We start from the raw sequence: 17,808 nt of genomic DNA on the forward strand, positions 1-17,808 counted from the left end.
ATGTCGCTTTATGTTCAGAGCCCGCTTGGAACGCTTGTGAGTCAGGAAGAATCAGTTGCACTCCGTAATTTAGCCGCTATGGCTTGCGAGCTGGATGGGCATGGCACCGACCAGTCCATGAATGTTGCCAAAAAATTCTTCTTATTGCTGAGCAAGACCGCAGACGACCTGATCACCGCCCACACCAAGATTTCTGGTGGTTGCGCAGCCTGCGGGCAGACTGATGCCGGGCAGACTGGTGAGTATCCATGCAAGGCATGCGGGCTCCCGATGGAGCACGATAAGAAGGCGTAACCCATGAACATGATCGGCATCCAGTACAACGCCAAGCTGCAGCGACTGGTGAAGCAGGTCAAGGAGTCGATCAGCAAGGAGATCATGCCGCTGGTTCGCCAGTTGGCGCCGGAGTACACGCAGGACGCGGTGGCCACGACTGACGCTTGGTCTGACCTGATCCTCAACGCCATTGCCACTCTGGTAAGCCGCTGGAGCTCACCGGCGGTTCAGTCGGCAGGCGCCCGCATCGCCGGTGAGTTCGTTCAGTCGTCGCTCAAGAAGTCCGAGCGCGACCTGAAGAAGTCGGCCGGCATCGACGTGTTCAGCGGCTCCAAGACGATGCAGGACTACCTGCACGCGTCGGCCCAACAAAACGCCCAACTCATCAAGTCCATCCCCGCCAAGCACCTGGAAGAGGTGCAGACGCTGGTGATGGCCAACATGCGCTCCGGCATGCGGCCCAGCTACATCGAGAAGGCGTTGCAGGAACAGTTCGGCGTGACCCAGCGCCGCGCCAAGATGATCTCCCGCGACCAGACATCGAAGATTCAGGGTGAGCTGAATAGGAAGCAGCAACAAAATGCTGGGTTCTCTTATTTTCGATGGCTTACCAGTAATGATCAGCGAGTTCGTCACGATCATGAGGTTTTCGAGAATCGCATCACCAAGTACGGGAAAGGGGTTTATGCATGGTCAGACCTACCTCTCGAGAAGGGTGTTCCAGTTAGTCCTGGCTCGCCTATCAATTGCCGATGTACAGCAATTCCGGTTAGCGAAAGGGAAGTGAAATCCAATCAGGAAAAGGGCATTACAAACCCATCGGTGAGCAAGTAATGAGCCTGATCAGTATTGGCGAGGCAAGAGCGGCTGGCGCGACCACTTATTTCACCGGCAAGCCTTGCAAGCACGGGCACGTTTCCATGCGGGTGACTGCTAACGGAACCTGCATCGAATGCGCAAAGGTCGCATCGAAAAAGATTTACGAAAAAGGCGCCGAAGCCAAGAAGCAAAAGCAGAAGGCGTACTACTCCGGCAACAGGGAGAAGCGCCTTGCGTATGCATGCGCATATCGAGAGGCGAACAAGGATAAGGCCAATCAGCGGCACGGAATTAGATATGCCTCCGATCCTGAATACAGGATGTATTTCAAGGTTAGACGCATTCTCCGTCGGGTCTCAGAGTTCGCCGGACGCAAGCAGGCCTACCGGTCTTCGGTGCTCGGGTACTGCTCGCAGGATCTGGCTTCGCATATTGAGTCTAAATTCTTGGAAGGGATGAATTGGGGCAATGCCGGCGACTGGCATGTCGATCACATAAAGCCAATTGCTTCCTTTTTCAAGGAGGGCATTACCGACCCGGCCGTTATCAACGCCCTTAGCAATCTCCAGCCGCTTTGGGCTGAAGACAACCTCAGGAAAGGCTCAAGGTATTCGGTTTCAGCCGCATAAACCAAGACGCAGGCCGCACAGCGCCTGGCGTCTACCGCTAATTCATCCAATCCGCGAGGCCGCAACATGAAGTGCACGGTTTTCGACCGGGCTGGGCATCGCATCACCCAGCGAGAGTACACAGACGAAGGGTTCCTCAGGGTTCCGGGCCGGGTGGCCCGCACTGGCATTCAGGAGTATCTGGCCCGAGAGCTTGGGCTCGACGGTGATCCAAACCGCATTGTCCGCGTGTACCGGCCAGAGGAAGAGGTGTTCAACGACGCATCGCTGAACACATACGACGCTTCAGACATCACAAGCCCCCATCCACCCCTACTGGTCACCGCCCTGACTTACAAGGGCGTGGCAGTTGGCGTTGTGCGAGGTCCTGGTCGCCGAGATGGAGACTTTGTGGTCTGCGACCTGATCGTCAAAGACCAGAAGACCATCGACGAAATCATTGGCGGCAAGTGCGAACTGTCCGCTGGCTACACCGCTGTCTACGACGAAACCCCAGGGGTTACCGAGGACGGCGAGGCATACGACTACATCCAGCGCGACATCAAGATCAATCACGTCGCGATCGTAGAAAGAGCAAGGGCGGGCGCAAATGCCCGCGTTTTCGACCACAACCCAGGAGGCAACACAATGCCTGTACTTATCACCACCGATAGCGGGCGCAGCGTTGATGTTGCTGATCCTGCGAACGCCCAAGTGGTCGCCGACTCGTTCGACCGATTGCTGAAGCGTGCCACCGATGCGGAAACCAAGGCTGACAAGGCTCAGGCGACCGCTGACAAGGCTGCCGAAGATCTGGTCGAGGCCCGCAAGGCTTCCGGCGATGTCGCAATCGGCGAGCGTGTCAAAGCCATCAGCGAAACCCAGGCACTGGCCCGCAAGGTTGCCGGCGACGGCTTCACCTGTGACAGCCTGGACGTGACCGAGATCAAGCGCGCCGCCCTGGCCGTCAAGCGCCCGAAAATGGCGTGGGGCGACCAGTCTGCCGTTTATGTCGCGTGCGCATTCGACGCCGAGGCTGAGAAAGAGCCTGACGAAGACGACGAAAAGGACAAGGACGGCAACAAGAAGGTCAAGGCGCCGACCGGTGACACCGCCGCGCTCTTCGCTCAGTTCGTCCAGATCGCCAAAGACGGCGCGGCCACCACCGCTACCGTCGACGCCAAGCCAACCCCGTACCAGGCGCACAAACAAAGCCTGTCCAACGGCCACAAAGCCAAACAAGGAGCCTAACCATGCCAGTTATCGGTGGTAACGCAATCAACCACGGTGTCGCCTACGCGGGCATGGTCGCCGACGGCGAAGTGTCGAACGGCGTGTCCAAGCTCAACAAGGGCACTGTCAACATCGCCTACGGCCTCGGTGTCGTGAGTGACGGTGATGACGGCGCCAAGCTGCCTGTCGCCGCATCGACCGCGCTCCAGTTCGTCGGCGTTGTTCGCCGCGAACTGAACCGTGCCTACACCTCGACCGACGTGTTCGGCGCTGTCGCCAAGCGCGACATGACCGTCGAGACCATGGCGCCTATCTGGGTCACCGCCCGCGTGGCAGTCGCCAAAGACGATCCGGTCTACCTGGTCGTCGGCGACGGCACTGGCGCCAGCCAAGGCCAGTTCTCGAACGTGATCGGCGCCGCCGCAACCCTGGCAGTCCTGATCCCGAACGCCAAATGGGTCAGCTCCGCCGGCTCCGGCGCACTGGCTAAAATCTCTCTCAAGGTCGGGGGCTAATCGACATGACCCAGCTTAAAAAAATCGTCGTAGCCATCGATGCCGCAATCGCGCATCAGATCGGCCGCGATGCGTACGAAGTGGCCTTCAATGACGGTCTGCCGACCCTCGACGACGGCCTGGCGTTCTACATCAGCCAATTGGCGAACCTGGAATCTCGTATCTACGAGGCCAAGTACGCCGCGATCAACTACATGGAGCTGATCCCGGTCGACACTTCTCTGCCTGAATGGGTAGATCAGTGGGACTACATCAGCTACGACGGCGTGACTATCGGCAAGTTCATCGGCGCCAGCGCTGACGATCTGCCTGATGTGACCATCAACGCGAACAAGTCGAGCGTGCCAATCGGCTACGCCGGCAACAAGTACAGCTACAGCCTGGACGAGCTGCGCAAATCGCAACAGTTGCGCATCCCACTGGACACCACCAAGGCGCGACTGGCCTTCCGTGGCGCCCAGGAGCACACCCAGCGCGTGGCTTACTTCGGTGACGCTTCTCGCAACATGACTGGCCTGTTCAACAACCCGAACCTGGCGCTGTCGAACTCCACGCTGAACTGGTACGACCCGGCCACCACCGGTGACCAGATCGTTGCTGACATGAACAAAATCCTGGTTGACGGCTACATCAACTCGGCAACTGTTCACCTGTTCGACACTGTCATCCTGGGCGCTGCCCGCTTCGCGTTCATCTCGAACAAGCGGATGGGGACCATCACCGACAAGACGATGTTGGAATACTTCCGCACGAACAACCAGTTCACCGCGTTGACTGGTCGGCCGATCAACATCTTCAGCCGCCTGCAATTGTCCGCCGCCCAACTGGCCGCCGCCGGCGTTTCCAACGGCAACAAAGACCGCATCGTCGCTTATGAACTGAACGACGAGAACCTGGGCATGCAGGTGCCGATCCCGTGGCGCTCCCTGGCTCCGCAGTTCCACAACCTAACGGTTAGCGTGCCGTGTGAATACAAGCTGTCTGGCGTTGAGTTCCGCTACCCATTCAGCGGCGCGTATCGCGATCAATTCTGATTGATCTGTCTGCGCACGGTCGCCGTTGCTGATTGGTAGCGGCGACCACTGACCACACGCGAGGATTCGACATGTTTCTGAAGAATGAAGCAGCACGACTGATCACCATCAACCACCTGGTGGGCGAGAAAGAAACCAGCTACCCGATCCTGCCGGGCGAAAACCCAGCGGTCGAAGTGCCGGATGCGGTGGCGAAGATCGATTTCGTCAAAGCTCTGCTGAAGAACGGCGACCTGCGCCGCGTTGGCGCTGATGAGTTGGCCGGTGACGAAGAGGAAGAGGAAGAGGTCGACCTCGACGCATTGCGCGCTGAAGCGGCAGAACTCGGAATCGAAGTGAGCAATCGCTGGGCAGAAAAGCGCCTGCGCGAAGAAATCGCCAAGGCCCAGCCTGGCGCGTAACACCCGGGCGCCTGGCGCCCACTCATTCAAGGTGAACGCATGCAGATCACACCAGAAATTGTTGCGTCATTCCGGCTGGTCCAGCTCGCGTTCACCGACCTGACCAAGTGGCCTGAAGCCATTGTGCAGGAGGCTCTCTGCGAGGCTGACTGCGAAAGCGGCGGCAAGCGCTGGGGTGCGTATGAGGACGACTGCCACAACCTAAAGCGGCGCGGCATGTACTACTTCGCCGCGCACTGGCTGTCCGTCACGTACCCGACCGGCCTGGGCGCTACCGACCCGACGAACATCCCTTCGACCGCTCGCCTCAACGTGGCGGCCAAGTCGATTGGCGATGAGTCGGTCACATATCGGGTCGGAGCCATTCAGGAAACTGAAAACGATTGGCTCTCCCTCACCAACTATGGCGTTCAATTCCTTCGCTTGCGTCGTCGCGTGGGGATGGGCGCACTGGCGGTATAGATGATTGACTTAACGCTGATCGGCTTCCAGGAGTTGCAAGACGAGCTGTCAAAGGAGCTTGCCGCGCTGAGGTCAGACAAGGTGGTCACCGTCGGCATCCATGAAGAGGCTGGCGACGTTGAATCAGGTGATCTGACCATGGCCGGGCTTGGCGCAACCCATGAGTTCGGCGCCGAGATCAAGCATCCCGGAGGAACATCCTACGGCTACGCCAGCAAGGCCGCTGCCGATCGCGATGAGGTGCGATTCCTCAAGACCGGCAAGGGGTACATGGAGCTTGGCGTAACTCAGGCGCACACGGTAACCATCCCGGCAAGGCCATGGCTTGAGCCTGGAGTTGCGAGCGCAACACCCGAGGTGCTGCTGACCATTCAGGACGGAATGGAGGCTGGTAAGTCGATGGATCAGATCCTTGATGCAGTCGGCGTTGTGGCTGCCGCCGAAGTTCAGATCTACATGAGAGACCTGAAAACTCCACCAAACGCCGCGTCGACGATCCGCAAGAAAGGCAGCGCCAATCCGCTCATAGATGCCGGCGCGCTAGTCAAGTCGGTCACCTACAAGGTTTCAATCGGTCCCGCGTCGGAGGGCTTGGAATGAGCGGCACGCTAAGCATGGCCGGTCACGTTGACGATACCTTTGTCAGCGTTCCGGCATCGCGCACCGTCACCACTGGCGGTGAGTGGATTGAAGGCATATGGGTGCCAGGTGCGGCTGATACGAAGCCCTACACCGTCAATATCCAGCAGGCCAGCGACCGTGAAGTGGATTTCATCCGCCAGGGCGGCGAGCGGATCACCGACGTGCGCCGGATCTACATCAACGACGGCGAGATGCAGTTGATCGACCAGACCGGCACCTGGGAATTTCTCGGGCAGCAGTGGAAGGCTACCAAGTGCGACAACCGTTACTGGCGCGACTACTGCAAAGTCATCGTCATGCGCATTGACGACCAGTCAGGCGGCCCAGCATGACCAACGAAGAGTTGTTTAAGAAGCTGCGCCCGATTGTGATGCTGGCGACTGGCGTGCCTGAGTGCCTACTGGCCGATCAGGCGGGCCCCGGCAGCATGCCTTCACCGAAGGGTGCCTACGCGACGATCACGCCCCGGCAGTCCGTCGGCGAGCGCGGCCAGGCCAACATCGTGCGCCGCAACATACCCGGCGAACAGGTTGAGGTCGATGTGCGTGCACAGATCATGTGCTCGGCCAGCATCAACTTCTACCGAGGCGAGGCGCTGATGTACGCCGAGCGCCTAAAGCAGGCCAACAAGCGGCCTGACGTGAGCGTGATGCTCTTCAAGGCCAAGATCGGCTGGAACAGCACGGATGCCGTTAACAACCTAACTAGCCTTCAGTCGGCCAACTTCGAGCAGCGGGCGCAGATCACCATCCGCCTGATGTACGAAACCAGCAGTCTCCCAGCTGTAAACAACATCCTGAGCGTCGAAGTGGCGCTTCAGAACGAGAAAGCGCGGGTCATCGAGACCTTCACTGTTGAAGTAGACCCCTCATAATCATTGGAGCTCTCGCGATGAGTTATCCCGCAACGAATATCATCCGGATTAATGCCCGGATCAGCCCGGCAGGCCTGGGTAATGCAAACTTTGCCAGCGCCATGCTGTTCGCTCCGCAGCTTGAGCTGCCGGTTGGCTTTGCGCCGGACACGTACCGGTCGTATTTCAACCTAGTCGCGCTGTCTGAGGACTTCCCCGACACGACCGAAACCTACAAGGCGGCTCAGCGCTGGCTTGGCGGTACCCCAGCTACTCGCCTGATTCAGGTTTGGGGCGCTGCAACTGCCGACGCAACCCGCGCCGCGACGCTCAACAAAGCCCGCAACATGCTCTGGTGGTACTGGACCATGTGGACTGCTCCGGTTCTGGCGGTGAAAGCTGACGCTTTGGCGATCGCACAGTGGTGCGAAGACAACACCAGCATGTTCATCAACAACCAGACTGGCGCGTCCGTGATCGAAATTCGCGACCCGGCTGATGTTGATGATATCGCCACGCAGTTGACCTCGGCCGGATTCCGCCACGTCTACACCGCTGCGCACGCGACTGACCCGTATTCGGGATCGGCACTGGCCAAGCATTTCGCTGCAGTGAACTACAGCGCCGACAACTCGACCATTGATGGCGAGTACAAGAAGTCTCCCGGCGTCACAGCTGAATCGCTCAGCGGCACCGACTATACGACCATGCAAAGCAAGGCCCGTAACGTCACGTTCTACACAGTCGTGGATAACCAAGGCTCGGTGGATAGCGGCCGCTGGATCAACACCAATACCCACAGCACCTATGGCGAGACCATTGATGATGTGGTCAACCTCGATGCCTGCATCAACTTCCTGACCACTTCGCTCTACAACGCCACCGCGAATCAACTGACAAAACTTGGTCAAGACCCAGTTGGTCAGGCCGTCCTGATCGGCGCCGCACGGGCAACCCTGCGCCAGTTCGTCGGCAACGGCTACCTTGGCCCGCGCAACTACATCGATCCAGATGACGGCCTTGAGAAGTACACCTTCGGTTTCGAGATCCTGACCAAGCCCGAGGACATCCTCGACCTGTCGGACGCTGATCGAAGCGCACACAAGGCCGCACCTTTGCGTATTCGACTGTTCCGCAAAGGCTCCATCCGCATTGTTGACGTTGACCTCGACGTTTATTGATAGGTGACCCATGAGTCTGAATAACTTTTCCAACGACCTGACCGTCGTCACCATCAATGGCCGGATTATCAGTGACTGGGGCGATACAGCAACCCCGTACACGGATGCGCCGATTGATGCTCGCAGCCAATTGCGCCGAGGGCAGGGCGGAAACGCCGTTCGCCTTGATCGTCAGAACCCAGGCCGCGAGGTGAACGTCTATCTCAACCCTGGCTCGCCTGACTCTGCCTACGTGCAGGGCCTGCTGAACTCGAACGCCAACGTCACGCTGACTTTCACCCAGATCGGCACGCTGGAGGCGGCGCTGGGTTCGGAAGGCGTGATCGTGAACGACGGCCAGCGCGGGCGGGCGGGTTCGACCATCACGGATAATCAATTTACTATGCAGTTTAATATATGGGAAGCTACAAAATAAAAAGTTATAATGCCCATGTAACTTAATGGGCATAGTTAATGAAAAAACTAACAACTGAGCAGTTTATTGAAAAGTCTCGCCTAGTCCACGGTGAAGCATATGACTACTCATCCTGTAAATATGTAAATAGCAGGACCCCGGTATCTATAGTCTGCAAGTTGCACGGGGAGTTTCTACAGATACCTAATGCTCACCTGGTCGGCAGTGGGTGCAATGCCTGCGGATATCTAAAGTGCTCAAAGAAGAGAAGGCAAGACAAAAAATTATTCGTTGAAAAAGCAGTATCTGTCCATGGGGATAGATATCTATACGAAGATGTCGTGTACGCAGGAGCTCACGGTAAGGTAAATATAAAATGCACCGATCACGGAGAGTTCGCGCAGGATGCGCGCTCTCATTTGAAGGGGTCGGGCTGTCCAAAGTGCGCAATATCGAGACACGTTAGGATTCCTGCAAAACCCCTAGAGCATTTTATTTATCGTGCAAAAAAAGCCCACGGCGAAAAATATGTATATAGCAAATCCATTTACATTGGCGGAAAGCGAAAGGTAGAAATAACATGCAAAACGCATGGATCTTTTTGGCAGTGCGCCGCCGACCATATGAAGGGTAGTGGGTGCCCAGGATGCAGGGAGGGTGGATTCAATACGCTACAGGTCGGATATCTATATGTTTTAAGATCTGCAGAATTCATAAAAATAGGAATAAGTAACAATGCCACGGAAAGAATGATCTCTCTTAAGAGGGATACGCCTTTCGGATTCGAATGTTTATACGTAGAAAAGGGCTGCGGAAAGCTAATAGCGGCCAGAGAAAAAAGCCTCCACAAGAAATTTACAAGGGCGAATGTTCTAGGGTTTCCCGGATATACCGAGTGGTTTGAAATAGTCAAGGACTTTATGGAGGTCATAGTAAATGAGTAGCGTGAAACCATTCACCATTGGCGGTGTGCAGTACAACGCCGCCATGGCCAGCGCCGTCGATCAAGACCGCCTGATGTCCCTGCTGTCTGCCGCCGTGCTGGAGCGATTCGCCACGGCGGCAGGCGCTGGCCTGGAGATTGACGATCAGGTGCTTTGCGCCATGTTCATGTCGATGCGCCAGGACGTGAAAGCCCAAGTGGCCCAGATGATCATGGCGCGCGTGCTGATCAATGGCACTGAGCGCCCCGTAACCGTCGCCGACTTCGGCGGCAAGATGGTGCAGTACAACCAGCTCCTGGCCGAGCTGCTGCGCTGGAACCTCTCCGATTTTTTCGACTGGCTGCCAAGCGGCGCAAAAAGCCCAGGGCAGCCGGGCGCGGAAAGCGCAGCGCAGTAAATTGGTTCCTGATGCGGCCCTGTGTGGGCATACAAGGAATTTGCCCGCCGCTTTGCACATGGGGCCAGCTTGAGGATGGAACCTACTCACTTGCCAGCGTAGAGCGCTTCAACCAGACCCTAGATGAGCTATGGGATCAATACGAGGCTGCGAAGAATGGCTAGCAAGGTACTGAAGTCGTTCCTGATCGGCATCGGTTGGGATACCAAGGGATTAGAGGCTGGCGACAAGAAGATCCAGGGCAGTCTGCAAGGCGTTAAGTCTAGCGCTCTTGGCATGTCTGCGGCTCTTATTGGGGCATTCGGAGTCGGTGCTGCGATCATTGTCAGCACGTCAAACAAAATTGACCAGTTAGCGTCTGCAACGCAGAACATGCGCACCCCGGTAAACACCGTCTACAACTTCGGAAACGCAGTTGAGCTTATGGGCGGCCAGGCATCGGAGGCTTACGACGCGCTCAAAAGGCTTGAAGAGTTCCAGAACAACTTCAGACTTAATGGGAACGACGGGGCGCTCGACCCTCTCGCGAAGGCCGGCATGGACGTTGGCGCACTAACCCGCACCGTAAAATACGGTGACGGAATGGATCTCTATAGAGAGCTGGAGAGGCAGTACAAGGAGAGAAAACCAGACGAGGGTCAGAGGGCTCAGGTTCAGTCCACTTTGGGCTTTTCGAATGGCACCGCAAGGTTTCTCAATAGGGGAGGGGCTGACGAAAAAATGGCGCAGGCTGCCAGCAACACCGGCTCCATTGACCAGATGACTGAAAGCGCGCGGAGGTTTGCTGAAAGCAACACGGCACTCGGCCAGAAATTCGAGGGCATGTCCAACGAGCTGTCCGAGAAGTTCATGCCCCGCCTGATCGGCGCTAGCGAGTGGATGGGGAAATTCCTCGACGAACACCGCGAAGAGATCAGCAAGGTTATTGGTTACGCCGCTGAAGAGCCCGCCTCGGCAGCTCTTGGTGCTAGCACGGGCGCAGTGATTGGCGGATCGATACTCTCCTTTCTTGGAATGAAGGGCCTCGGTACGGCTGCCAGCAAGACGGGGATGACGGGGCTTATTGCCTCCGGCTCGTACATGGCCACGGACTCTATTTTCGACAAGCTTGAGAGCCATGAGGGTTACAGAAAATTTAGCGACTCCATAGACAATGGGGCCCGCGACATTGGGCTTGGCTGGGCGGTAGACCTATCAAACTTGGCCTTCAACAAGGAAGCCCAATCAAAAGTCAGCTCCAGCCCGTCGGTTAGCACGCCACCTGAAGCCATTTATGGCGAAAGATCAGCAGCAGATAGCCTTCCTCCAGAATCGAGCTATTCGCGCAAGGAGGACATCCAGGCAAATGCAGAAGCGCTTGGTGGTGTGCTCAGCAGATCCCCGATCAAGGTTAACAACCAGCTTGGGGTAACGCTTCAGATTGACGGCCAAACCCTGGACAACCGGATAATCCAAGTCAACGAACGCCAGAACTACGAGGCGGACGGCGACCTAAGGTCAACTACGAGGCGCTAGCCATGAGCATTGTTAATATCTTTACTCGGCAAGCTCCAACCCTTGCTAGCTACTCATTTGACGCAGTTCTTGAGGATACTTTTGAGTCCAGCGTAACCATCACCACGTTCCCTATTGAGAGCGGGGTGCGGGTTGCGGATCATCGAATCCTCAACCCTTTCAAGTGGACCATGACCGGAGCAATCAGCAACAACCCGGTCAAGGTTCAACTGACGGACTTCCTTGGCGGCGCGCTTTCCAATCTGACCGACAACCCATTTATAGCGGGGGTTGCCGGGCTTTCAGCTGGATTCCTAGCGGGCAGCGATGATACGAGGGCGAGCTCTACGCTGGGCCTCCTTGTCGAGTTGATGAGCAAGAAAGAGCCATTCGACGTTGATATTGGCGAAGTCATCCTCAGGAATATGGCGATCACTCGCCTATCTCGGACCAAGGAGCCGCGCAACGAGGGTGGACTAGAGTTCGTCGCAGAATTGCAGGAGGTTATTCAGCTTGATCGGCTCGCCTCAGGCAACGACCGCTGGCCCCATCAGCTTAGGGCTGGAGACCCGTCTCAGAGCGCCCTGACAAGAGCTGTAAACAAAGGGCAGCTGATTGCCAAGGAGGCCACCGCAAGCGTGACAAATGCGGTGAACGGCATTCTCGACGGAGTCATCTGATGGTCACGATCCCTTTAACGGCTGGAGTAGCTAATGCCCACCAGAGGTTCAGCGTTCAGCTTGGCGATAGCCTCATCTCGTTTGAGATCGACTTTGTTTCGTATCTCGACACGCCTGCATGGTCGATGAACCTTGTGCGCGCCGGGGTCAGGCTCGCGGTAGGCGTCATGCTTGAGCCTGGCAGCGATGTTATCCAGAGCTACCGTACCGGCATAGGCCAACTGGTCTTCACCGGTAAAGACGTGACCCTGGACAACCTTGGCATCGACAACTTCCTCGTCTGGATACCTCCCGTGGTGGAAATATGAGATCGAGAGCATGGTCCGTTGACATCAACGACGAGCCTTACATCAGCCTGCAATCCGGCTCTACGCAGTTCCGCATCCAGTTCAACATTGACGTGTCGCCCGGAAGCTCTGTGTCCTATGCCGACATTCGCATCTACAACCTGAAAAAGGAATCGGGTATCGCGAACGGCGCAAGAATCATCCTGAGGGCCGGCTACACGGACAGCATTGATGCTATCTTCAACGGCACCGTAACCAACATCCTGCGTGAGCGTGAGCCTGGCGCCCCGGAAATCATCACTCGTCTGATTTGCAGATCCGGATCGGCGGCGGTTGATCGTGGCTCGGCGCAGACATGCCTAGGCCCCGGCGCAAGAGTCGAAGAGGTCATTCGGGATTTGGCCAGGCAATGGCCTATCCCTGTAGATATGGATGACACGCAGTTCACGAATGACCAGCCTATGACGCGCGGATGCACCATTGATGGTGACATTCCCAAGGCCATGGATAACCTGGCTGTCGACTACGGCTTCGTCTGGCTCCAGCACATGGGCCGCATGTACGTAACCAAGCCGGAAATGAAGCGGAACTCTACGGCGATTAAGATCAATCAGCTTACCGGCATGATCGGAATTCCAGAGATAGGTTTAGGCCCGAGCGGCCTTGGAATCTCCGTCGCTGCGCAACTAAATCCATCGATTATGGTAAGTGGCGTCATCGACCTGACAAGTGAGTTCGCCACATACAACACGGGGAACCTATACCTTCAGGAGGTCCAGCCAGAGGCTAAACCTGTGGGTGAGTACAACGTGTTTGCGCTGAGATATTCGGGCGACTCGCACAGCGACACGTGGAAGATGGACATCGACGGAATCCGCTGGGGAACGAAGCCCAACCTGACATCTGTATCCACTCCAGCGAATGGAAAGCTGATCTGGGGTTCCCGTGTTGACGAGGCTTTCAGGGCGAAGGTGATCGCTATCGCAAGAGGGCTGTCCGTTGACCCTAACTGGCTGATGGCGGTGATGGCCTTCGAGACGAAGGAAAGATTTGAGCCTGGCGTGCTAAACGGAGCTGGAAGCGGAGCTATAGGGTTGATCCAATTTGTCCCATCGACAGCTAGATACCTTGGCACGACCACGCAACGCCTGGCTCGCATGTCAGCAGTGGAGCAGCTTGATTGGGTGGAAAAGTACTACAAGCCTTTCTCGGGAAGAATGCGAAACCTTGGGGACGCATACATGGCTGTTTTCTGGAAGGCAGGTATCGGAAAGCCGGATTCGTATGTGTTATTTACGAGCGCGGACACCCCGTATGACAAGAACAAGAATCTTGATATCGGCAATAAAGGCTACATCACCCGAGGGGATTGTCTCGTATTTGTAAATGCGGCTTTCAAAAAAGGCGGTAATTTCGTCAAGTAAGACGGACAGCCCAAGGAGGATCGGGAATAGGTCAAGGATCAGAGTTCTGATACAGTCTTGGCTACGAAGATTTCTATGCACGGAGCTATAAATGAAACGAATTCTTGCTTTTGTAATTCTTTCTGTCGGCTCATTTGCGGCGAGCGCCAATAATTGGCTTGAGTATGCGCCAGGATTCAACATACTTTCGCCAGCTGAAAAAGTGAAAATTGCAGCGACCGCAGCCATCAAAGATGGAAGGTTGACAGTGGCACTAATGGACTTGACGGGTAGATTCTGCACGAATGGCTCAGATTACGGCCCCGAGTCTGCTGGCGCGTTTAGCGTAAATGGAAAAATGGTTAAGTTTACCGTGACTTGCATTGCAGGAATTCGCGCTCTCAAGCCCGAAACAGAAAATGGGAAAGAGTACTTTACTAGAGAGATAACGACGAAGCCTACGGTGGTTAAAATGAACTATGCGCAAGTTCTGAGCTTTAACAGCGAAAATTTCGAAGCTACCAAGAAGTCCATGATCGACGCCGAATCGGCAATGTAGATACTACGAACAACCCCTAAACCCGCCTCGGCGGGTTTTTTAATGCCCGAGTTTTACCGGTGGCGACTAGGAGGCATCCGAAATCGGTTTCCCTGAGCCGTTGTCGCCACCACCCAATTTCAGGACATCGTAGGGAATGACCATGAACAACGTGATTCCGTTTCACTACCAAGGAAGTGCAGTGCGCTTCAATAGCGATGGCTGGATCAATGCCACGGAGATCGCCAAGCATCACGGAAAGCGTCTCGATGTGTGGCTAAAAACAGCAGAAACTCAGGCCTATCTTGATTCACTGGGCCGTCATTTAAATACCACCAATCGGTGTGAATTAATTCAGACGGAGCGGGGAAGGAAGGGCGGAACGTGGCTGCATCCAAAAATGGCGGTTGTATTTGCCCGTTGGCTGGATGTTGATTTTGGCGTCTGGTGCGACCTGCACATTGACGCCTTGCTGCGTGGCGAGCTGAGCGAAAAGCAGTTGTTCGACCAGGCCTGCAAGCAGCTTGAGGATGGCCGCCAACTGGCCAGCCTACACGGCAAAGGGCTGGCCAACTGGAAGTGCAAGAAGCCCTCGCTGGAGCATCGCGTAGACGAGATGCGTGACCGCTTACAGATGGTCCTCGGTCTCGACGCCGCGTAACCGATCCTCCCCGACGAATAGCCCGCCTAGTGCGGGCTTCGTTGTTTCTGGAGCGCTGAAAATAGCGAGGCAATACTATGATCGAGACAGAAGGCCGGGCGCGCAACGAGAAGCTGATCCGAAATGCTTTTGGCGAGCTGATGAAAGACGTGTGCACCTCTATTCCCGGGCACGTGCTGACGTTCGATCCCTTGACCCAGCGAGCGCAGGTGCAGATTGGAATCCTCAGGGTTGATGTCAATGACGCCACCTTCACGATCCCGCCGATTGTCGAGGTTCCTGTCTACTTCCCTGGCGGTGACTTCGCAATCGAATACCAGATTGATTCGGGCTGCGAAGGTGACATCCTGTTCTCCCAGCGCTGCATTGATGGATGGGTGCAGAGCGGCGGGGTGGCCACCAACCCCAGGGGGCGCTTCCACAATATGCAGGACGCCATGTTCCTGCCTGGATTCCGCTCCCAGCCGAACGTGCTGCCGGCGTTCCAGAACAACGGCGTGAGGATGCGCAACCGTGCCGGCACCCAGTTCGTATGGCTGAAGAGCGATAACAGCATCTCCATGGATAACGGGGTTGCGAAGTTCGATGTTCGGGCCGACGGAACAACCCTGATGCAGAACGGCGCCGGCAGCTTCCAGTTGCAGGCTGACGGAACGTTCCTGATCAACGGGCTGAAGATCACACCAGACGGCAATGTCATCACCGCCATCGGCACAAACCTCAACACGCATCGCCATGGCGGTGTAACCCCGGGCTCCGGGACAAGCGGAGTTCCAGTTCCATGACCGTACGCAGACTGGACGAAGAAACAGGTGACATCGTGACGCGCGGGCAGCAGTTCATCACCGGGCAGTCCGAGGTGGCGCAAACCGTGCTCACCCGGCTGCGCCTGTTTCTGGGCGAGTACTTCCGGGACATCACCGATGGCACGCCGTGGTACGAGCAGATCCTGGGCAAGTTCACCAGCCTATCGACGGCCGAGGCTGCACTAAGGGCGCGAATCGCCAACACCCCCGGCGTGATCCGGCTTACCAGCTTCTCCGCTGACTTCAATATCGAAAACCGCAAATACAGCGTCACCGCTGGGATTCTCACCGAGTTCGGCCTGGAAGAGGTAACACTGAATGGCTAGCCTGACTTCTACCGGCTACGTGCTACAGACCCAAAACGACTGGTTCGCCCAGGAGCGGCAGTTCTACCTGAATATCGACCCGTTGTGGAATCTTGACCCGTCCACGCCCGACGGCCTGAAGATGGCGCACGACTCGGAGATCTTCTACGCGCTCGACGAGACGCTGCAGCAGGCCTACAACTCGAAAGATCCTAACAAAGCCAAGGGTAATGATCTGGATATCGTTTGCTCTCTCACTGGCACCATCCGCTCTGGTGGGTCGCGGTCTAATACCCCGCTAACATTCATCGCCACGCCAGGCACCGTTATTCTGGCTGGCAACCGATTTGAGTCGATCACCACCGGAAGCCGCTGGGCCACGGACCAGACTGTTACAGCTGATTCGCTTGGATCGGCGACCGTCAATGCGACTTGCACAGTCGTAGGCCCTACCCAGGCTGACGCCGGAACTATCACCCGCATCGTGGACGTGGTGGCAGGCCTGGCAAGCGCTACAAACGCTGCGCCGGCAACGCCAGGTACTGACGGCCAGCGCGATGAGCAGCTGCGCGTCACCCGCGCTACAGCAGTGGGCAAGCCTGGAAACAACCAGATCGACTCTACTTACGGTGAACTGTACGCAGTACCTGGCGTGCGCCGCGTCAAGATCTATGAGAACGACACCGGAAGCTCAGCAGTTTCGGCGGATAACCCTCACGGGATGCCAAAAAACTCCTATGCGGTTATCGTCGACGGCGGCACCAATGAAGATATCGCCATGGCGATCTATCTGAAGAAGAACCCAGGTCCTCCGCTGTACCAGGCCGGCACGCCGTTCGAGGTCGAGGTGACGTCGCCGAAATACCCAGCTAACAAGAAGGTGATCCGCGCCAGCCGCCCCATCTACATCGACATGCACCCAGTCATCCATGTCGTCAACGACGGATCACTTCCGCCGAACGCCGATCAGCTTATTAAGGAGGCGATGATGGAGTACGCCGCCGGAGACCTTATCCCAGCAGATGTCGGCTTCAAGATCAATGGCTTCGACATTGGCGAGACGGTGCCCTTCAGCACGATCTTCACGCCGGTCAACAAGGTCATCGGCTCCTACGGTGACAGCTACGTTGACTTACCTTCGTCCAGCCTCAATGGCGGCCAAGCCAACGTCGCCATTGCCTACAACCAGATGTCCAGGTGGACGGAGAGCAATATCACCGTAGTGATCACGTGATGAACATCCCGGACCGCATTTACGCGCAGTATCGCGACAAGCCAAAGGCCGTGGCCTGGTATGCAATCGCCAGGGCACTTGGCGGGAGCATTGAGGCGGCAGCTGAGGCTGTGCGCAAGAGCTACGACATCGACACGGCTGCCGGAGAACAGTTGAGCGTCATCGGCAGGATCGTCGTGGCGCCGCGGAGCTTTGTAGACTCGATGCCGATGAACCCTGGCCTGTTTGATCTAACAGACGGCGATGAGTTTGGCGACGACGAGGCTATGTTCAGTGCTCTAACTATTGATCAAGACGGCCAACTCTCAGACGACCTATATCGATTGGTCATCAAGGCCAAGATCGTCAAGAACAACGGGGACGCGACGATCGAGAACATCCTCGACGGGATGAATTTCCTCCTTCCAAAGGCGCAGGTTCTGCGCGTCACCGACGGCGAGGATATGTCGTTCAGCATCGAGTTCTATGGGCAGATCACCGACCTTGAGCGGTTCGCCCTGCTCAATGCCGGCCTCGTACCAAAGCCGCAAGCAGTGAAATTTAACGGATTCCTTGAAGGGTTCAAAATGGTCGAGTTCGGCGATTTAGAGGACCAATTCGGTGATGAACAATCAGAATTTGCAGGATATATAGGGGCGTAA

25 protein-coding genes are annotated in these 17,808 nt (G+C 56.5%); all 25 read left to right on the forward strand.

Going from position 1 to position 17,808, the window contains the following annotated elements; translation table 11 throughout:
- The 25 genes from ACI77I_RS11680 (at position 1) to ACI77I_RS11800 (ending at position 17,808) form a co-directional block, all read left to right on the forward strand.
- A complete protein-coding gene (locus ACI77I_RS11680; protein ID WP_406997569.1) occupies positions 1-294 on the forward strand; it encodes a hypothetical protein in 294 nt (97 codons plus the stop codon).
- A 3-nt stretch (positions 295-297) separates the two neighbouring features.
- The gene (locus ACI77I_RS11685; protein ID WP_406997570.1) at positions 298-1,110 is read left to right on the forward strand and encodes a minor capsid protein; all 813 of its coding nucleotides are present in this window, start codon (positions 298-300) and stop codon (positions 1,108-1,110) included.
- The gene (locus tag ACI77I_RS11690) at positions 1,110-1,724 is read left to right on the forward strand and encodes a hypothetical protein (protein WP_406997571.1); all 615 of its coding nucleotides are present in this window, start codon (positions 1,110-1,112) and stop codon (positions 1,722-1,724) included. The genes ACI77I_RS11685 and ACI77I_RS11690 overlap by 1 nt, the downstream gene beginning before the upstream one ends.
- Positions 1,725-1,790: 66 nt before the next feature.
- Positions 1,791-2,954 carry a DUF2213 domain-containing protein gene (locus ACI77I_RS11695; protein WP_406997572.1) on the forward strand — a complete coding sequence of 388 codons (1,164 nt, stop codon included), beginning with the start codon at positions 1,791-1,793 and terminating at the stop codon, positions 2,952-2,954.
- Between the two features lie 2 nt (positions 2,955-2,956).
- A complete protein-coding gene (locus ACI77I_RS11700; RefSeq protein WP_406997573.1) occupies positions 2,957-3,451 on the forward strand; it encodes a hypothetical protein in 495 nt (164 codons plus the stop codon).
- 5 nt (positions 3,452-3,456) lie between these two features.
- The gene (locus ACI77I_RS11705; protein ID WP_406997574.1) at positions 3,457-4,485 is read left to right on the forward strand and encodes a DUF2184 domain-containing protein; all 1,029 of its coding nucleotides are present in this window, start codon (positions 3,457-3,459) and stop codon (positions 4,483-4,485) included.
- Positions 4,486-4,556: 71 nt separating this feature from the next.
- Positions 4,557-4,886, forward strand: coding sequence for a hypothetical protein (locus ACI77I_RS11710; protein WP_406997575.1), 330 nt, complete (start codon positions 4,557-4,559; stop codon positions 4,884-4,886).
- A gap of 39 nt (positions 4,887-4,925) precedes the next feature.
- On the forward strand, positions 4,926-5,348 hold the full coding sequence (locus ACI77I_RS11715; protein ID WP_406997576.1) for a DUF4054 domain-containing protein: 423 nt from the start codon (positions 4,926-4,928) through the stop codon (positions 5,346-5,348).
- The gene (locus ACI77I_RS11720) at positions 5,349-5,948 is read left to right on the forward strand and encodes a hypothetical protein (RefSeq protein ID WP_406997577.1); all 600 of its coding nucleotides are present in this window, start codon (positions 5,349-5,351) and stop codon (positions 5,946-5,948) included. It begins immediately after the preceding gene.
- Complete coding sequence (locus ACI77I_RS11725; protein WP_406997578.1) at positions 5,945-6,322, forward strand: hypothetical protein; 378 nt, start codon at positions 5,945-5,947, stop codon at positions 6,320-6,322. Before ACI77I_RS11720 ends, ACI77I_RS11725 begins: the two co-directional genes overlap by 4 nt.
- Complete coding sequence (locus ACI77I_RS11730) at positions 6,319-6,864, forward strand: LIC_12616 family protein (RefSeq protein WP_406997579.1); 546 nt, start codon at positions 6,319-6,321, stop codon at positions 6,862-6,864. The genes ACI77I_RS11725 and ACI77I_RS11730 overlap by 4 nt, the downstream gene beginning before the upstream one ends.
- A 17-nt stretch (positions 6,865-6,881) precedes the next feature.
- Positions 6,882-8,024 (forward strand): DUF3383 family protein, encoded by a 1,143-nt coding sequence (locus tag ACI77I_RS11735; protein WP_406980273.1) that lies wholly within the window; start codon positions 6,882-6,884, stop codon positions 8,022-8,024.
- 10 nt (positions 8,025-8,034) lie between these two features.
- Positions 8,035-8,439: a hypothetical protein gene (locus ACI77I_RS11740; RefSeq protein ID WP_406997580.1), complete on the forward strand. Its 405-nt coding sequence runs from the start codon at positions 8,035-8,037 to the stop codon at positions 8,437-8,439.
- 38 nt (positions 8,440-8,477) lie between these two features.
- A complete protein-coding gene (locus tag ACI77I_RS11745) occupies positions 8,478-9,362 on the forward strand; it encodes a GIY-YIG nuclease family protein (protein WP_406997581.1) in 885 nt (294 codons plus the stop codon).
- Positions 9,355-9,759 (forward strand): hypothetical protein, encoded by a 405-nt coding sequence (locus tag ACI77I_RS11750; RefSeq protein ID WP_406997582.1) that lies wholly within the window; start codon positions 9,355-9,357, stop codon positions 9,757-9,759. The genes ACI77I_RS11745 and ACI77I_RS11750 overlap by 8 nt, the downstream gene beginning before the upstream one ends.
- 156 nt (positions 9,760-9,915) lie before the next feature.
- A complete protein-coding gene (locus ACI77I_RS11755; RefSeq protein ID WP_406997583.1) occupies positions 9,916-11,274 on the forward strand; it encodes a hypothetical protein in 1,359 nt (452 codons plus the stop codon).
- A 2-nt stretch (positions 11,275-11,276) separates the two neighbouring features.
- A complete protein-coding gene (locus tag ACI77I_RS11760; protein WP_406997584.1) occupies positions 11,277-11,933 on the forward strand; it encodes a phage baseplate protein in 657 nt (218 codons plus the stop codon).
- Positions 11,933-12,241, forward strand: coding sequence for a phage baseplate plug protein (locus ACI77I_RS11765; protein ID WP_406997585.1), 309 nt, complete (start codon positions 11,933-11,935; stop codon positions 12,239-12,241). The genes ACI77I_RS11760 and ACI77I_RS11765 overlap by 1 nt, the downstream gene beginning before the upstream one ends.
- Positions 12,238-13,644 carry a baseplate hub protein gene (locus ACI77I_RS11770; protein ID WP_406997586.1) on the forward strand — a complete coding sequence of 469 codons (1,407 nt, stop codon included), beginning with the start codon at positions 12,238-12,240 and terminating at the stop codon, positions 13,642-13,644. The genes ACI77I_RS11765 and ACI77I_RS11770 overlap by 4 nt, the downstream gene beginning before the upstream one ends.
- A gap of 91 nt (positions 13,645-13,735) precedes the next feature.
- Positions 13,736-14,182 (forward strand): hypothetical protein, encoded by a 447-nt coding sequence (locus ACI77I_RS11775; RefSeq protein WP_406997587.1) that lies wholly within the window; start codon positions 13,736-13,738, stop codon positions 14,180-14,182.
- Positions 14,183-14,324: 142 nt separating this feature from the next.
- Positions 14,325-14,822, forward strand: a complete 498-nt coding sequence (locus ACI77I_RS11780) for a KilA-N domain-containing protein (protein WP_406997588.1) — start codon at positions 14,325-14,327, stop codon at positions 14,820-14,822.
- Between the two features lie 77 nt (positions 14,823-14,899).
- Positions 14,900-15,607, forward strand: a complete 708-nt coding sequence (locus ACI77I_RS11785; RefSeq protein WP_406997589.1) for a Gp138 family membrane-puncturing spike protein — start codon at positions 14,900-14,902, stop codon at positions 15,605-15,607.
- Complete coding sequence (locus tag ACI77I_RS11790; protein ID WP_106804530.1) at positions 15,604-15,954, forward strand: hypothetical protein; 351 nt, start codon at positions 15,604-15,606, stop codon at positions 15,952-15,954. The genes ACI77I_RS11785 and ACI77I_RS11790 overlap by 4 nt, the downstream gene beginning before the upstream one ends.
- Entirely contained in the window at positions 15,947-17,167 is a 1,221-nt protein-coding gene (locus ACI77I_RS11795) for a baseplate J/gp47 family protein (protein WP_406997590.1), read from the forward strand. Before ACI77I_RS11790 ends, ACI77I_RS11795 begins: the two co-directional genes overlap by 8 nt.
- The gene (locus ACI77I_RS11800) at positions 17,167-17,808 is read left to right on the forward strand and encodes a DUF2612 domain-containing protein (protein WP_406997591.1); all 642 of its coding nucleotides are present in this window, start codon (positions 17,167-17,169) and stop codon (positions 17,806-17,808) included. Before ACI77I_RS11795 ends, ACI77I_RS11800 begins: the two co-directional genes overlap by 1 nt.

This window comes from Pseudomonas sp. D47 (genome assembly GCF_045447305.1).
Taxonomy (GTDB): Bacteria; Pseudomonadota; Gammaproteobacteria; order Pseudomonadales; family Pseudomonadaceae; genus Aquipseudomonas.

Excerpts from the sequence above, each read along its gene's own strand:
- ACI77I_RS11775 (WP_406997587.1), top strand. The coding sequence starts at position 13,736 with ATGAAACGAATTCTTGCTTTTGTAATTCTTTCTGTCGGCTCATTTGCG.
- ACI77I_RS11695 (WP_406997572.1), top strand. The coding sequence starts at position 1,791 with ATGAAGTGCACGGTTTTCGACCGGGCTGGGCATCGCATCACCCAGCGA.
- ACI77I_RS11740 (WP_406997580.1), top strand. The coding sequence starts at position 8,035 with ATGAGTCTGAATAACTTTTCCAACGACCTGACCGTCGTCACCATCAAT.
- ACI77I_RS11755 (WP_406997583.1), top strand. The coding sequence starts at position 9,916 with ATGGCTAGCAAGGTACTGAAGTCGTTCCTGATCGGCATCGGTTGGGAT.
- ACI77I_RS11685 (WP_406997570.1), top strand. The coding sequence starts at position 298 with ATGAACATGATCGGCATCCAGTACAACGCCAAGCTGCAGCGACTGGTG.
- ACI77I_RS11760 (WP_406997584.1), top strand. The coding sequence starts at position 11,277 with ATGAGCATTGTTAATATCTTTACTCGGCAAGCTCCAACCCTTGCTAGC.
- ACI77I_RS11715 (WP_406997576.1), top strand. The coding sequence starts at position 4,926 with ATGCAGATCACACCAGAAATTGTTGCGTCATTCCGGCTGGTCCAGCTC.
- ACI77I_RS11710 (WP_406997575.1), top strand. The coding sequence starts at position 4,557 with ATGTTTCTGAAGAATGAAGCAGCACGACTGATCACCATCAACCACCTG.
- ACI77I_RS11730 (WP_406997579.1), top strand. The coding sequence starts at position 6,319 with ATGACCAACGAAGAGTTGTTTAAGAAGCTGCGCCCGATTGTGATGCTG.
- ACI77I_RS11680 (WP_406997569.1), top strand. The coding sequence starts at position 1 with ATGTCGCTTTATGTTCAGAGCCCGCTTGGAACGCTTGTGAGTCAGGAA.
- ACI77I_RS11750 (WP_406997582.1), top strand. The coding sequence starts at position 9,355 with ATGAGTAGCGTGAAACCATTCACCATTGGCGGTGTGCAGTACAACGCC.
- ACI77I_RS11745 (WP_406997581.1), top strand. The coding sequence starts at position 8,478 with ATGAAAAAACTAACAACTGAGCAGTTTATTGAAAAGTCTCGCCTAGTC.
- ACI77I_RS11785 (WP_406997589.1), top strand. The coding sequence starts at position 14,900 with ATGATCGAGACAGAAGGCCGGGCGCGCAACGAGAAGCTGATCCGAAAT.
- ACI77I_RS11705 (WP_406997574.1), top strand. The coding sequence starts at position 3,457 with ATGACCCAGCTTAAAAAAATCGTCGTAGCCATCGATGCCGCAATCGCG.
- ACI77I_RS11765 (WP_406997585.1), top strand. The coding sequence starts at position 11,933 with ATGGTCACGATCCCTTTAACGGCTGGAGTAGCTAATGCCCACCAGAGG.
- ACI77I_RS11790 (WP_106804530.1), top strand. The coding sequence starts at position 15,604 with ATGACCGTACGCAGACTGGACGAAGAAACAGGTGACATCGTGACGCGC.
- ACI77I_RS11780 (WP_406997588.1), top strand. The coding sequence starts at position 14,325 with ATGAACAACGTGATTCCGTTTCACTACCAAGGAAGTGCAGTGCGCTTC.
- ACI77I_RS11735 (WP_406980273.1), top strand. The coding sequence starts at position 6,882 with ATGAGTTATCCCGCAACGAATATCATCCGGATTAATGCCCGGATCAGC.
- ACI77I_RS11725 (WP_406997578.1), top strand. The coding sequence starts at position 5,945 with ATGAGCGGCACGCTAAGCATGGCCGGTCACGTTGACGATACCTTTGTC.
- ACI77I_RS11800 (WP_406997591.1), top strand. The coding sequence starts at position 17,167 with ATGAACATCCCGGACCGCATTTACGCGCAGTATCGCGACAAGCCAAAG.
- ACI77I_RS11795 (WP_406997590.1), top strand. The coding sequence starts at position 15,947 with ATGGCTAGCCTGACTTCTACCGGCTACGTGCTACAGACCCAAAACGAC.
- ACI77I_RS11690 (WP_406997571.1), top strand. The coding sequence starts at position 1,110 with ATGAGCCTGATCAGTATTGGCGAGGCAAGAGCGGCTGGCGCGACCACT.
- ACI77I_RS11700 (WP_406997573.1), top strand. The coding sequence starts at position 2,957 with ATGCCAGTTATCGGTGGTAACGCAATCAACCACGGTGTCGCCTACGCG.
- ACI77I_RS11720 (WP_406997577.1), top strand. The coding sequence starts at position 5,349 with ATGATTGACTTAACGCTGATCGGCTTCCAGGAGTTGCAAGACGAGCTG.
- ACI77I_RS11770 (WP_406997586.1), top strand. The coding sequence starts at position 12,238 with ATGAGATCGAGAGCATGGTCCGTTGACATCAACGACGAGCCTTACATC.